The sequence below is a fragment of the Pseudalkalibacillus hwajinpoensis genome, assembly GCF_039851965.1.
Taxonomy (GTDB): domain Bacteria; phylum Bacillota; class Bacilli; order Bacillales; family Guptibacillaceae; genus Guptibacillus; species Guptibacillus hwajinpoensis_E.
Map to the genome: position 1 here is coordinate 81,656 of NZ_CP156674.1, position 14,982 is coordinate 96,637.

Below are 14,982 nucleotides of genomic sequence, written 5' to 3' on the forward strand. Positions count from 1 at the left end.
GTACTCAAGTTGGGTTTTAATCCTCTTCTTTGTCTCTTCTGTGGAAGACAATAGTACCTACATAATGATTCCTTCCGTCTTCACCTTTCGATCGTGTAACGGTGACGGTATGAACAAAGAAATCTTCATGAAATTTATGGGTATGAAATTCAATCCATTCCTCAACATCTTCTGTATTTTCCCCTTGAACAATAATGACCTCACGCAAGCGAAAGTATGAGTAAAAGACCCATCTCACCTTTAATAGATGCTTTAAAAGAACTTGGTGCCGAAATAGAATTTTTGAATAATAAAGGTTACTATCCGTTGTAAATAAAAGGTAAAGAATTAGCTGGAGGCGATGTTAGCCTTTCGGGTAAGATTTCTAGCCAATTTATTAGTGGTTTACTGATTCCGTCACCTTATGCTAAAGAATCAATCACAGTGAACATTAAGGATTACATTGTTCAACATTCCTATGTGTTTTTAACACTACAATTAATGGAGAAATTCGGTGCCAATGTTGAATATGATAAAAACCTAAAAAAAATAGTAGTTCATCCTTCGCATTACACTCCACATGATATAGAGTTAGAAGCAGATGCTTCTACAGCATGTTACTTTCTAGCCCTTGCAGCACTGACAAATGGTAAAATCCGAATCGATAATCTAACTTATGAAACAAAACAGCCAGATATAAAAATGGTTGATGTCCTTGAACAAATGGGATGTAAGGTAACAAAGGGTTCATCTTTTATTGAATTAAAAGGGGTTACCCAATTAAAAGGTGGATTTGAAATTTCTATGAGGGAGATGTCAGATCAGACTTTAACATTAGCATCAATAGCTCCATTTGCAGATAGACCAATAACCATAAAGGATGTTGAACATATACGCCATCATGAATCAAATCGTATTAGTGTAATATGTGAATCTTTAACTAAGTTAGGAATTAAAGTAGAGGAATTTGAAGATGGATTAAAAGTGTATCCAGGTAATCCGAAACCAACTTTGCTAAATACTCATGATGATCATAGAGTTGCTATGTCAATAGCACTTATAGGTTCAAAAGTTGAAGGGATTCAAATAAATGATCCAGGATGTGTTTCTAAAACTTGTCCCCAGTATTTTAGGTTGTTGGAGAGCTTAGGCTTGAATATACGTCATCTTTAAATGTTGCTTAAATTGATTAGAACAAAGGGTAGTTTTAATCCTTATTAAACTAATTATTCTTTAGTTTAACAAGAAACAAAAAGACGATTTTTCTTCTTAGCGCAGGAAAGTCTTTTTAATTCCAAAAAAATGTCATAGAGTGGGTTTTACGTCAAAATGTTGGTAGTACCCCCTTTGGAAGTTGCGACTCCAGCCAGTAATGCGGTGTACACTCCTAAGGTTAATATGCCTGAAATTGATGTGAATGGAGGAGATTCTAAACAGAGTAACACAAGTGCTAATTTTACATTCAGACTCGGTAAGCGTACGTTCAGTGCTTTTGTGGGCGACATATATGAAGCTCAAAAAGAAATCGAACTGAGAGAACGTAGAGAAGCAGGTCGCTAAAGTGAGGAGGAGAAATCCCTTCTCTTTTTTATTGGCCAAAAATGTGTTCTATGTGAATAACCATAGCCCCCTACTATTGTTGATTACATTCTTCACAATATCAACAATATTTTCACATAATTATCCAATTAACTTTAAAATAGTTGTTCAAGAATTTGGCCCTATTACTGAAAAAGGCACAATTCCTCTTCAAGAATTGCGCCCGATTGCAGAACTAATCATCAATGTATTTTCCATCTTTTTTATTTGTTATTTCTTCACCTTTTTTATTATTATACCCTATTACATAAATATTGTCTGAATCAGTAAGTCCAATTATAATTACTCTTACGAGAAGATTCTCAAGTTTTTATACTAATACCAACATCTTGCCTCTTCAACTAGTACAGTCATTTTATAATAATTTATTATGTTAATCCTAAATGTTCACGGAAGGTATGACCTTCATATTTCTTTCTGAAAATACCTCTTTTTTGCATTTCAGGAACAATTAGTTCAACAAAGTCTTCTAAACTATCGGGTAATGTAGGAGGCATAAGATTAAATCCGTCAGCCACACCAGCTTCAAACCAGACTTCCATCTGATCCACAATTTCGTCGGGTGTACCTATCAGCGTGTGATGTCCACCGCCTGCATTAAGATATCCTAATAATTCTCTTACTGTAGGTTGTGTATCATTAATAATTTCTAGTATCGTTTCGTAACGTCCAACTGGACCAGTAAATTCTTCTACTGGGGGTAATTGAGGTACTTCTTTATCAATTTTCCAATTAGAACAGTCTTGTTGAATAAAGAAACTCAACTGTTTTAAAGCTGTTTCAAGAGGTAATTGCTCATCTAATGCTGCTTTTTTGGCTAAAGCTTCTTCATGAGTATGACCTACATAGGTTACTAAGCCTGGAAATACTTTAATATGTCTATTGCTGTCTTCGCTTTGTTTAACTTGTTCATCTAATTTTTTACGAAATTTTTTTGCTTGCTTTAAGTTCCACGACACTGAATAGACTGCATCGGCATATTTTGCGGCTAATGCAATGCCTTGTTTAGATGCCCCTGCTTGCATTGATACTGGTTTTCCTTGCGGACTTTTTGGCGTAGTGGATGGGCCATACACTTTAAAATAGGTACCATCGTGATTAAAAGGCTGAATGTTTGAAGGATTTATCAATGTTCTTTCTTCTCGATGATGTAGAAACTCATTACTGTCCCATGAAAGAAATAACTTATTCATTAAAGCAGCGAATTCATCTGCCTTCTCATAGCGTTTGTCAAGAGAAGGTAGTTCTTCCATACTATGATTTAACGCCTCTAAATCAGTCATTGACGTAACGAGATTCCAACCAACACGTCCTTTTGTAATATGGTCTAAACTTAATAGTTGTCGTGAAGCTGTGAAAGGATTAGAAAAAGTACTTGAAATTGTTGAAACTAATCCCACATGATTCGTCACTTGAGAAATAGCAGTTAAATTGACTAATGGATCAAACCAAAATGCTGGCATATCACTAGAATCTTTACCTTGAAATGATTGATTATCAGCAAAGAATACTGCGTCAAAGTAACCTTTTTCTGCTAACTGTGCTAAAGATTGGTAATAAGAAATGTCTCCAATACGTTCAACGCTTGAGTCAGGCATTAACCAAGCAGCTTGATGGTGTCCACAACCATACAGCAAAACACCTAAGTGTAGTTGTTTTTCTTTAGTTTTTGTCATTTGTTTACACCTCAAAATACATCATTATTAATTGTCTTGTATACTCCTTTTTTTGAAGGATTATCTATGGTAATTTAAGCTATTAGTTCATTGTCAAACCGCCATCTACTGTGAAATTTTGACCTGTAATACCGTTCGCATTTTCCGAAGATAAATAAGCGACCATATTGGCTACATCTTGAGGTGTGGTCACCTTCTTCAATGGCGTTGATTGAGCAATTAAATCGAATACTTCTGGTGTTGTAACAGCACTGGCGTCAGTCGTTTTTAATAATCCACCTGAAACTACATTCGCTTTTATACCATATAGTCCTAATTCAGAAGCGATATTACGTGTAAAACCTATTAATCCAGCTTTAGCTGTTGTATATTCGTGGTAGGGTACAACAGGATTTTGATATAAATTAGTACCTATACTTATAATACTTCCATTTTGTCGTTCAATAAATTGAGGTATGACGCTTTGAACTACATTAAATGCTGCTTTTAAAGTACCATCTAGTTGTTTTTGATAATCATCCCAAGTGAGTTCTGTGAAGGTTTTCTGTTTGTTTGGATCAAATTTGAAGTCTACTAATGCATTGTTGACTACAACATCTATTTGACCAAAATATTCCGTTGCTTTTTTTATCAATTTATCTACTTCTTTACGATTTGTTACATTAGCCTGAATTGCAATAGCATTCTCTTCACCAATCTCAGAAACGAGCTTCTCAGCAGCATCTTTGCTTTTATAGTAATTGATAACCACTTGAAATCCTTGTTGTGCCAATGTCTTTACAATAGTTGCTCCTAAACCTCTACTACTACCTGTTACTAATACTGTTCTAGTCATCATAACAACTCCTATATTTTTAATTTTGATGAAACTTAAATAATAAAATGATAGATAAAATAAAAAATACGCAACCTTCCCATAGGAAAGTTGCGTAAAAACAAATAACTACATATTAAGAATAAGGTACAATCGCTCTTTAAGTATGTATTAGAGTTTACACTTTCCTACGCTAGTTTCAGCTAGTTCAGGTTCAAAGGGTTTGAGCTAATACTCATCTCAGTTAAATAACACCCCTAGTGCATATATTTAAGTTATATTTAATGTTATAGTGTTAAGAAATTTATGTCAAGGAAATATGGCTAGTTAAAGTATTTCTATAACTTTGTTATTCTAAAATTAACATGTTATATCTTCTTTCATAACTAATCTATTGAATCTGCTTCCCCATTGGCTGTTCAGGAATGGTTTCATATTGCCTAACCATTACTTTTTTCTTAATCTGATAGATCTCAAGCATTTCTTTCACATATGTCTGACAGTACTTTCCCCAATCACCAAGTTAGGATAACGCTCCAGGAGCCAATCTCTGATTTGTGCTGCACTAAGGTGCGGATACTCTTCCAGCCAGGCAATAATCCAGTCTCGATAAGGGGCTAACTTTCTAGGGTTTCGATGAGGGCCTTCTAAAAGTTTTTTAGCCTCCTCAAATGTCATTTGTAAGTATTTATAGATCGTAGGTCGTGACACTTTAAGTTCTTTTGCGATTTGTGACTTTCTAAACTTTCGCTCATACAATTGATGAATCTGTACATACAACATAAATTTCTCCTCCAAAATCCTACCCCCCCAATAAAATAACAATTATTATTAGTTTACTAGAGTTTTAGATTGATGAAGCAAAAGTGTAAAATTCAGCCTAGGGAAAACTGTTAACTTCATTCTAGCGTTTACATCTACTTCTTTTTTCATTACTAGACCCATTAATCGAATAACTTAGAGTTTCTTTCACTTCCTAATAACCCCTTCTCTTTATTCCAGAAAATGGCCCTATAATGGAAGACGCAACATCAATCGCTTTTATTCTATACGTCATTCACGCTCATTCTAAAATCTTTCTTATTTTTCTTTTATCATTAAGATTTAAGACAATCTCATAACCCAAGGCAACTATTAAACCCGACCAAAAGATTATAGCCGATGAAAAGAAATCATCTGTAAAAATTAGATTATGAGTGTAGTTCACAAATAACAATATCAAATAGGTATAAAAGCCAACTATTGCTCCCTTTTTCCAATTTATCATTTGTCTATTAGTCATAGATTTAAATAAACTCAAAGTAGTTCCTCCAGGCAAAGGTTATTCTTGAATTGCTCCCTTTTCATGAAGATCATGAAGATAGGTACTAATATATTAATCGTTTAATTAAAAGTTAGTATGAGCCTTCAGCAAACTGCTTTTCTGAAATGACTCTTAATCCATTTCTTTTTAATAAAGCTGAAGTAACACCATTACCCAAAACCCTTTTACCGATGAATTCCCCATTATAGATCATAGAACTACCACAGGATGGACTATTCTCTTTAAGAACAACAATAGTTGCACCTATTTCTATTGCTTTATCCAAGGTGGTGTAAGCTCCTTTTATGTATAGTTGGGTTACATCTTTACCAGATCTTTCAATGACTCTCGCCTTACCATTTAAGACGTCTTCACCGTCCCCGCCTACTATTTCAGCAGGTTCTCTTGGAGTTGAAAATCCCCCAAGCAATTCAGGACAGATAGTTACGGCATTATTCTCCTCTACTAATGTTCTAACATTTGTATTTAAACTATGGTGACCGTCATACCTTACCTCTAACCCAGCTAAACAGGAACTCACTAATATCATAAGTCACACCTCTTTTAAATACTCTATAATCGTAATGAAAAGGATAATGTATTTACGTGAACATACGCAAAAGTATTATTCAAGGAACCTCCCGTTTGTTGAATATTAGTCTTATTGAATCGGCTACACTCAGTTAGACAAATAAATTAAGGTCATATAGACTTTACTAAAACCTTTATATGAGGAGCGTCTATTATGACCAAACGATCACGGCGTACGTTTACTGAGGAATTCAAACAACAGATGGTTCAACTTCATGGTTTCTTGTATATGATTTATACTTTTCTCTTATATACCTTATTGCTTTCAACGATAGTGCACCCACTATTTCTAAAAGTCTTTAACATAGGAGTGTTATCTTTTCCCGTACTCCCGATATAATAGGCAGCATCAAAATCATTTTTCAATATTTCCAACGCTTGCTTATGAAGCTGCTTACTCTTCCCCTTACCTCTCTCACTTCGAACTAATCCAAAGTAAAAAAGTCGACCTTCGTTAGTAGTACCTGGTTCTATATGTGGCATTACTACACCTAAAGGACGATCACTTTCATATGCTACAAGACAAGATGCTTTATAGGTTGGACCTAGCTCAACCTCTACACTTCGCATTTGTTCATCTACATTTAATGAAGAAGGTGCATTTAACGAGTTAGCCATAGATTCTTTCCAAACTCTCTTAAAATCACTCGTGGAAATTTCATTTAATGATTTAATTGAAAAGTGAACATCTTCTTTTAGTGAAATGTTATCTAAATCTCTTCGTACAGTAATATTTTCCTCACGCAACTCAAAACCATTGTTTACTAAAAGTGCGTCAATTTCACTATTAAACTTAGAGTTAACAAGGACGATGACATTTTTAACGATACTAATGGAAGGATCTATTTTCAAATGATTAATAAGTTCAACCATTTCCGAATGAGTAAGATTCTTCGTTTCTTCAATTGTTAAAAATGTTTCACCTTCAACAAATTTTACTTTTTCATAAAGATCCATCCTTTTGGATAGTTGCTCATATTCTGTTGTGGAAAGGATCTTTGCAATAAAAGAAGATTTCTCGTTTCTATACTCCTCCATATCTTCGCCTTCAAACTTCATCTTCAAATGATTGTAGGCTTCTGTATATGATGGATGTTCGCAGAAAAATTGAGTTACTTTGCGAAATTTATCTACCGAAGAACCATTAACTGTGAGCTGGATACCAACAGGGAGTATTTCATCTTCCTTTTCAAATGCACAAAAAAAGGAAGTTTGGTCACTACCATTGTTTAGACTATACATTGCCATCAATGATTCTTTTGCTTTAGCAAAATCTTCTTGAGTCACTCGAACTTGAAGATCGACATCTCCTTTTGTCAAAGAACCTCTAACTGCCGTACTACCAACGTGGTAAACCTGTGATTCAGGCAATACTTGTTTAATCAACTCTGAATGTTTTTGAAAGACTGTTTCTGCATTTATTCTAAACTCCTTTTCAGGAGCGAATGTAACTATCTCTGTCATAACCGCAGTACCTCCTGAGTTTTATAATATCGATGCTGTACAACTCAGAAATCACATTGGAATCACTCGCTTTACGATTAATTTAATCTAACAACACCTTTAACCTACCAGAACATTTAGGATGTATCTCTAATACCAATTATTTCAAATCAATCCACATAACTCAATCTTTTATTTCAAATTAAAAGAGCCTATCTTATTAAAGATAAGCTCCGAGATACTTGAATAAGCACCTAAAATCTATTAGCTAGTCGGATTAATTGTTACTGCATGGTTCTCATTTACTACTATTTGATCATTCGTATTTACCTCTAGATCAATTGGATAAATAGCAGAAACCTTATCAGAAAATATCCATCTTCTACCTAGTTGAACTAACAAAATAAAGACTCCAATTGCACGATTCCCCATAAAATTAAGTGATTCGTCGCTTATTTGGTGGTTATCACGCTCGTTAATCCCAATGTCCATTAATTGTCTTCCAGTTTTTATTGCATCATCCACAGTAAGGCTAATTTCACTAATATTTAGAATGCTATTTTGTGAAAATGGTTCATCACTAGCTTTGGCTATAGAATGTCTGGAGATAAACTCAACTACATTTTCAGAAGGGTCATAAAAGTATAGTGAATGGCCAGGAAGGTTCGGAAAATCCGCCTCATCTTTTCCTTCTTCATAATTCAGTTCAACTTTACCTTCTAGCCATGCTTTAGCCTCTTTGAATTTATTTGAAGGGATATTGAAAGCAAAATGGTAATAAGGATCGCCTTTTACATTTCTTGATGTAAATTTCAATTGACTTGAACCAATTGATACCTGAAAACTTTCTTGGCATTCTTTTGATAATGGCATACCTAGAATTTCTGTATAAAAATTTTCATTTTATCAAGATCTTTTGTTTTTAAAGTAACCCTTCTTATCTTCACAAGGTATCCTCTTCTCCTCTTAGGCGTACTATTTCCATCCACTTTGTCATTTCAAATTTCCCACTTTCTTGTTTAAGTTCGTCCGGAACAGAAACAAAACTCATGAACTCCAAACTGTTTCCATCTGGATCTTTAAAATAGACAGAAGCATTCCCCTGATTAGGCCATACAAATGGCTGCACTGATATCCTGTTTCCGAAAGGTACAGCTTCTATCCCTTTACTGTGCAACCAATTCACAGAGTTCTCCATCTCTTCAAATGGAATCCTAAAAGCCACATGTCTTAGTGATGGATGGTATTCGGTTAAATATTCTTCTCCTTCCCAGAGCCCTAGCCAACTTTTATGCCTCTCAATCCAGATAAAAGCAATTCCATGGTCTATTTCTGGTCCCTTTTTTATTCTTTGGTGCTGCCTGGATAGGAGTGGGTATCTTAAGCACCTATATACAAACACTCATTCAGGTTAATTTACCTAAAGAATATTTAGGAATTGGGTTTGCCTTCTTATCTTCTCTTCTAGGTTCCTTAAGTCCTCTTGGCTATTTTCTTGGGGGTCTATTGGGGGAAATAAGTTCCGCTTTATTCATCCTCGTACTATCTGGTGCTGGTTATATTGTTTTTTCGATTTATTTTGTACTGCATCCAACGTTGAATAAATTAACAAATCGATTAAATGTAAGTTTTTCTCAAGATAATCAATAATTAATAAAACACCTAGCCAGTGCTAAAGAACTGGCTAGGTGTTTTATTTTATTTGATTTTCCTGAAAAGCTCCAGATAAATGAATAAGAATTTTTTATAATTAAGCTCTTTTCTTTGTCACTTTTGGAGTTATTTTGCACCCTTTCAAGTGCTATTTAGCACTATATGTAAATATAAAAAGGTCCGATTTCCCAGCATTAAAATTGGGAAATTAGACCTTTTTTGTTACTTCACAAACGCGCCTGTTTGTTGCAGATATAATCGATAGGAATTAGGTACTAAAAGGCAACTAGCTCTTGCGCTAACGCACCCAGTTAGTTTAATAAGCAACACTTCGAAAATACTGGATTATCGTAGCATACTCTCCAAATTGTCCTTCACTAGCACCCATTCTTGGTCGATTATACTGTAAAAAACAGAGTCTCTTAGATAACCGTCAGGCATAACCACATGATTTCGAAGCACTCCTTCTTTTACCGCACCCAGCCGTTCCATTGCCTGCTGAGACCGCACATTTCGACTATCTGTTTTCAATTGAACACGAATCGTCCCAAGTGTCTCAAAGCAGTGTTTCAAAAGAAGATACTTACATTCCGTATTTATTCTAGTTCGCCAAACAGTTGGAGACAGCCATGTCCAACCAATTTCCAAGTTACGGTTTGGTATGGATATATTAAGAAAACGAGTGCTTCCCACAATTTTCCCCGAATCCTTATCGAAGATAACAAAAGGAAATTCGCTTCCTTGCTCTCTCGCTAGAAGTGCTCCATTCACAAGGTACTTCATATCTTCAATCGATTGAACCTTCATTGGCATGTATGCCCATATATCTGGATTGTTTCCCGCATCAAATAATTCCTGTACGTGATAATCCTCCATAGGTTGTATCTTTACTCTATCTCCTATTAATACTACTGGTGTTATCTCCATAATTCTTCTCTCCTTTTCTTCTTTGGTAGAATTATATAAACGAACTGTCCTGTATCCAAGTGTCAGTTGTTTATTTTTTATAAGGGTCAGATAAAATATGGAGGTTAAGCAACTCTTCTTCCACTAATCTGCCTCGTTACTTTAAGTACAATCTTTCACAAACTCATTTGTACTTTAACATAAATATCCATTTTATTCTTCATTTTTTTTGCAACAATCTGGCCCGTTTGCTGATTAACATGACTGTCATGTTAATACATAGCTTTACCAAAAACCAGTATTTTTGTAACGATTGATTACTGCTTCACTTGCTGTCACTTTGACCGATAATTTGCGTATATTTTGAGTTTTATTTTGCACATCCAACTTTAAAAACCCAGCTACCTTCACATTAGAAGATTAGCTGGGTTTCTTAATTATTTACATTCAATCATTTATGGAACTATTCGAGTAAAAAAGCTACTGCTCATTGTTCAGCAATCGCGCCTGATTGTTGAAGAAAGAATCGATAGGTATTAGGTACTAAAAGGAAACTAGCTTCTTGCACTAACGCTAACCCGTTAGTTTAAGAACATTTGTATTAGTAAGGTAACTTTTTTATAGTGTTAGTGCTCATTCAGACACTCAGTATCACCTTAACTTAAGAATTACTTTCCCTTTAGCTTTACCTGTCTCTGTATACGCTAAAGCATGTTTAGCTTCTTCAAAAGGAAACACTCGGTCAATTGTTGGTTTCACTGTTCCTGCTTCTAAAAGTTCTGATAAAATATCTAACTGTTGCCCACTATGTTTCATAAAAAGAAAGGTGTATTTTATATCATACTTTTTTTCCAATCCAGTTATTTTTGAACTGGCTAATGAGAGAATTATTTTCTTAATTAGACCAAGTCCCATTTCTTTTGCGAAACGACCATTCGGAGTTCCAGCGATAGAAACAATTTTACCCCCTTTTTTTACTGTCAAAAATGACTTCTCTAATGTTTCACCTCCAACACTATCAATTACTGCGTCATAATCTTTTATGACGTCTTCGAAATTCACAGATTTATAATTAATAATTTTATCTGCTCCAAGTGATTTGGTTAATTCAATTCCTTCGCTAGAAGTTGTTGCAACATACGCTCCCATTTCTTTTGCTAGTTGTATAGCAAAAGTTCCTACGCCGCCTGAGCCAGCATGAATGAGAACTTTTTGACCGTTTTTCACACTCAATATATCGTGAAGTGCTTGGTATGAAGTTAATCCAACTAAAGGGATAGAAGCTGCTTCTTCAAAACTAAGGTTTTTAGGTTTTAAAGCAATATCTGCTTCATGAACAGATAGATATTCTGTAAATGTACCCATCTTTTCTGAACGAGGACGACCGTAAACTTCATCACCCACATTAAATTTGGTTACCCCTTTACCAACTTCGATAATGGTTCCACTAAAATCGTTCCCTAATGTTAAAGGCATGTCGTATTGCAACAAAAGTTTTAATTCGCCTTTACGTATTTTTGCATCAAGGGGGTTTATACTCGCTGCATGTATTTCCACTAACACCTCATTATCTCTTATTCTGGGCATTGGTCGTTCAATAAAAGTAGGATCTTTTTTATATCCTTCTATTACAAATGCTCTCACGCCAAAACACCTGCCTCTCTACATTAATTACTAGTAAATTCCTGATTTTATTGTAAAAACAAGATATCCTGAAACTTCATCATTCTCTTTAAACGCAAACATTATGAAACTCCCCCAAAACTTGAATAGATATGGGAAAGTTTCATTAATCATTCCTGCTGTTTATATGCCAGTTATTGTTTCATAGAAGGATAATCGATATATCCTTCCGCCCCGCCAGCATACATTGTATTTCGGTCAGGTTCGTTCAATAGTGCGCCAACTTTTAAACGTTCCACCAAATCAGGGTTTGAGATTAACCAAGTTCCTACGGTAACAACGTCAGCTCATTGTGGAACGTGTCCTTTTACCTTTTGTTTGAAATCTTGGACAAATCACTGAATTAGTAATTTGTATTAGGAGAGATGTGGGTATATCGCAGATACACCACCGGCAAAATCTCTTTGGATCTTTCGGCTCACGTCATCAGCAACAATTTCAAAGCTGTCGGATTCTAATCCATCAATAGCAATTTTTGCGATATCCTCAGGGTTGGATTTGGGAACTTCTAAGCTCGACGTCATGTCTGTCTCCATGAAGCCTACATGTAATCCAGCTACTCTCACATTTTGAGGATAGAGATTTAAACGTAGGTCGTTCGTCAATGCCCACTCTGCCGCCTTTGCAGCCGTATAAGCGCCAACAGATCCCGAACTAACCCAAGATAATGCGGAAAGAATATTCAGAATCGATCCTCCCCCATTATTTGATAGAATCGGTGCAAAAGTACGAACCGTGGAAAGTGTGCCAAAGAAATGCGTATTAAACTCCAAATGTATTTTATCGAGATCACCGTCAATCAAAGAAGCACCTGTAGACGATCCTGCATTGTTGATCAAAAGCGTAACATCCTTAGCTACCATAGCGGCTGCAGCTACCTCTTGAGGGTTGGTAATATCAAGCTTTACAGGAATTACACCGGGAATGTCAATGGACTCCGGATTTCTTGCACCAGCATAAACCTTAGCCCCTCTGGATAGAAGTTCAAGTGCTAAATGGCGTCCAAAACCTCGGTTCGCGCCGGTGACAAATGCGACTTGTTCAGAAATTTTCATTTTTATGTGCTCCTTTTATTATTTAATTTTGGTACAACAAAATGTCTTCCTCCTCAAAACTACGCAAGTAATGATTTCCTTAAGGAAAAGTTTTGGACATAGGCGAGTCTCACTATATGGGAATGGTCATTCTAAAAAGCACAAAATCCCTTTATGGAGAGAGCTTTAAGTAAGGCAAGACTTATATACGAGAACGACCATTCTAAAAAGCACAAAAGAATGATCCCTTCATGGAGAAAGCTTAAGCAAGGAAAGATTCATATACGAGAACGATCTGATCATTCTAAAAAATCCATAAGCAATGATATCTTCTTAGGAGTAAGCTTTACTACAGCTCAGACTTACTCATATAGGAACTATTATTCTAAGAATAAAATAATTATTTATCTAAAAGTTTTATGGATAAATTGGCTATACCGTGTAGTTTTTCTTTTGGAATGGAGGTTCTTGTCATTACCCTTAACCCAACACATACAGTATGCAGATGTTCCGCCAGTTCGCCGCCATCGTAATCTGAGGTAAATTCTCCCTCCTCCTGCCCCCACAGAATAATATCCTTGAGTAGCTGCTCTGATAGTGTGAACGATTCAGTGGACTTTGAATCCACGTCGGCATCGCGCATTGCCAATTCCACCGCCGAATTTACCATTAAACAGCCTGAAGGCGAGTTCTCTTCACCATATATCATGAAACTAAAAATAAAGTGAAGAGCCTCCGCTGCAGTTTTGGAGCGTTTAACTTCTCCCGTAAGCTCAGCTCTGACTTTATCGCGAAATCGATCCATAGCTTTCAAAAACAGCGTATGTTTGTCGCCAAATGTGTCATATAAACTTCTGCGATGGATTCCCATATGCTCGACCAGATCGGTCAAGGATGTCTTCTCATAACCTTGTGCCCAAAAGAGCTTCATCGCCTTGTCTAATACTACGTTCTCTTCGAATTCTTTGCTTCTTGCCATTCTATTTTCCTCCTCCCATCGAAAATATAACATATTGAGAACGATCGGTAAAGAAAATAAGCATCAAAATCTTCATAGTAAACTAAGTTGAATTTACAAATAGAACAACCTTGTTCTTTATCGATAAAACCTTCAAAGTCAAAGTCATCAATAATAACTAAGTCATTTTTTTCTTCTATTTTCATAGGTCCTCCCTTAATTTTACTATCGCACCCGTTATTTAATGATGGTTATAGTGGCTGATTTCAAGTATTGATAGATATAGTCCCTGACTTCTTGTTCCTCTACAATTCGGGACCCTCCACCCGGGCATCAACCTTACATATCCAACTACAACCATGGCATTAAAGAATAGTCTGTTTCATGCCACTACCTTTTGGTAGTGGCTCTCTTGATGTCCGAACTGGCTCAATTCGATGGCTGTAATCAACGGTTTCAAAAATAAAAACCAGTAATGTTAAGTGTTAACATCAACCCTTTAGGTTTAATTCGTATAAGTAATTAAATTCATTTATTCCTACAAAAAAAAGAGGAGAAAATGCCCCTCAAACAATAAACATATATAGTGAATAATTGAAGTCATTGTAACAAAACTCGTCCTTTTCTGAACACGCTCCTTGCACTTCGAAACGAGCGCTTTTTATCACTTAAAATGTAACAAAACTCCGTTCATTATTCTATGTGTATTAACCTATTATTATTTATCTTATGTTACAATGGAATATAAGGAAAAATGAGAAAAGAGTGATTTTGGTGTTAATTGGATATGCACGTGTGTCAAAAGGATTACAAAATTTGGATTTACAATCAGATGCTTTAACGCAACACGGTTGTGCGAAAATTTTTCATGATAAAATGAGTGGTACAAAAAAACAACGTCCCGGTTTAGAAGAAGTACTTCAGTATGCACGTAAAGGCGATACAATTGTTGTTTGGCGATTGGACCGACTAGGACGTAACATGCACGATTTGATTCAAATTGTGAACAGCTTAAATGAACGAGGTATTGGCTTTCATAGTCTACAAGAAAACATAACAATGGACAAAAGCAATGCGACAGGGCAATTAATGTTTCACTTGTTCGCAGCGTTTGCGGAATTTGAACGTAATTTGATTGAGGAGCGCTCTGCTGCTGGACGAGCAGCCGCAAAAGCACGTGGGCGTCTAGGTGGACGCCCGGAGAAGTATGGATTAAAAGATATTGAAATGATGAAAGCTTTAATTGAAAGTGGCACACCGATTAAAGATGTTGCGGAAAAGTGGGGTGTGTCTCGCACTACGATTTATCGCTATTTAGAAAAACAGTAAATCGGAAGGGTTGA

Annotated in this window: 14 protein-coding genes, 2 pseudogenes and 1 riboswitch; of the genes and pseudogenes, 3 read left to right on the plus strand and 13 right to left on the minus strand. The window is 35.7% G+C overall.

The features are described from left to right. Window positions 1-16: 16 nt before the first annotated feature. Window positions 17-238 carry a hypothetical protein gene (locus ABFG93_RS00400; protein ID WP_347552920.1) on the minus strand — a complete coding sequence of 74 codons (222 nt, stop codon included), beginning with the start codon at window positions 236-238 and terminating at the stop codon, window positions 17-19. Here ABFG93_RS00400 and aroA point away from each other — a divergent pair. Then, window positions 217-1,152: pseudogene (gene aroA / locus ABFG93_RS00405) on the plus strand (3-phosphoshikimate 1-carboxyvinyltransferase). The gene ABFG93_RS00400 and the pseudogene aroA overlap by 22 nt on opposite strands. Before the next feature lie 174 nt (window positions 1,153-1,326). Further along, window positions 1,327-1,539 (plus strand): hypothetical protein, encoded by a 213-nt coding sequence (locus ABFG93_RS00410; RefSeq protein WP_347550023.1) that lies wholly within the window; start codon window positions 1,327-1,329, stop codon window positions 1,537-1,539. 407 nt (window positions 1,540-1,946) lie between these two features. Here the strand turns inward: ABFG93_RS00410 and ABFG93_RS00415 are convergent, their stop codons facing one another. The 12 genes and pseudogenes from ABFG93_RS00415 to ABFG93_RS00470 form a co-directional block, all read right to left on the minus strand. Further along, complete coding sequence (locus ABFG93_RS00415) at window positions 1,947-3,254, minus strand: LLM class flavin-dependent oxidoreductase (RefSeq protein WP_347550024.1); 1,308 nt, start codon at window positions 3,252-3,254, stop codon at window positions 1,947-1,949. Between the two features lie 82 nt (window positions 3,255-3,336). Then, the gene (locus ABFG93_RS00420; protein WP_347552709.1) at window positions 3,337-4,089 is read right to left on the minus strand and encodes a 3-oxoacyl-ACP reductase; all 753 of its coding nucleotides are present in this window, start codon (window positions 4,087-4,089) and stop codon (window positions 3,337-3,339) included. 147 nt (window positions 4,090-4,236) lie between these two features. Continuing rightward, window positions 4,237-4,337, minus strand: a riboswitch (TPP riboswitch). Between the two features lie 125 nt (window positions 4,338-4,462). Beyond that, window positions 4,463-4,851 (minus strand): annotated as a pseudogene (locus ABFG93_RS00425) (helix-turn-helix domain-containing protein); the annotation flags it as partial. 611 nt (window positions 4,852-5,462) lie between these two features. Continuing rightward, on the minus strand, window positions 5,463-5,921 hold the full coding sequence (locus ABFG93_RS00430) for a DUF523 domain-containing protein (protein ID WP_347550025.1): 459 nt from the start codon (window positions 5,919-5,921) through the stop codon (window positions 5,463-5,465). Window positions 5,922-6,196: 275 nt separating this feature from the next. After that, a complete protein-coding gene (locus ABFG93_RS00435) occupies window positions 6,197-7,426 on the minus strand; it encodes a GNAT family N-acetyltransferase (protein WP_347550026.1) in 1,230 nt (409 codons plus the stop codon). 243 nt (window positions 7,427-7,669) lie between these two features. After that, a complete protein-coding gene (locus ABFG93_RS00440; RefSeq protein WP_347550027.1) occupies window positions 7,670-8,278 on the minus strand; it encodes a hypothetical protein in 609 nt (202 codons plus the stop codon). Between the two features lie 70 nt (window positions 8,279-8,348). Beyond that, window positions 8,349-8,591, minus strand: coding sequence for a hypothetical protein (locus ABFG93_RS22985; protein ID WP_431522029.1), 243 nt, complete (start codon window positions 8,589-8,591; stop codon window positions 8,349-8,351). 812 nt (window positions 8,592-9,403) lie between these two features. Next, complete coding sequence (locus ABFG93_RS00450) at window positions 9,404-9,985, minus strand: GNAT family N-acetyltransferase (protein ID WP_347550028.1); 582 nt, start codon at window positions 9,983-9,985, stop codon at window positions 9,404-9,406. 630 nt (window positions 9,986-10,615) lie between these two features. Next, window positions 10,616-11,608, minus strand: a complete 993-nt coding sequence (locus ABFG93_RS00455; RefSeq protein WP_347550029.1) for an NADP-dependent oxidoreductase — start codon at window positions 11,606-11,608, stop codon at window positions 10,616-10,618. Between the two features lie 395 nt (window positions 11,609-12,003). Beyond that, on the minus strand, window positions 12,004-12,702 hold the full coding sequence (locus ABFG93_RS00460) for an SDR family oxidoreductase (protein ID WP_347550030.1): 699 nt from the start codon (window positions 12,700-12,702) through the stop codon (window positions 12,004-12,006). 379 nt (window positions 12,703-13,081) lie between these two features. After that, complete coding sequence (locus tag ABFG93_RS00465; RefSeq protein WP_347550031.1) at window positions 13,082-13,660, minus strand: TetR/AcrR family transcriptional regulator; 579 nt, start codon at window positions 13,658-13,660, stop codon at window positions 13,082-13,084. Beyond that, entirely contained in the window at window positions 13,627-13,845 is a 219-nt protein-coding gene (locus tag ABFG93_RS00470) for a hypothetical protein (RefSeq protein WP_347550032.1), read from the minus strand. The genes ABFG93_RS00465 and ABFG93_RS00470 overlap by 34 nt, the downstream gene beginning before the upstream one ends. Before the next feature lie 568 nt (window positions 13,846-14,413). Between ABFG93_RS00470 and ABFG93_RS00475 the strand changes: the two genes are divergently transcribed. After that, entirely contained in the window at window positions 14,414-14,968 is a 555-nt protein-coding gene (locus ABFG93_RS00475; protein ID WP_347550033.1) for a recombinase family protein, read from the plus strand. Window positions 14,969-14,982 lie beyond the last annotated feature (14 nt).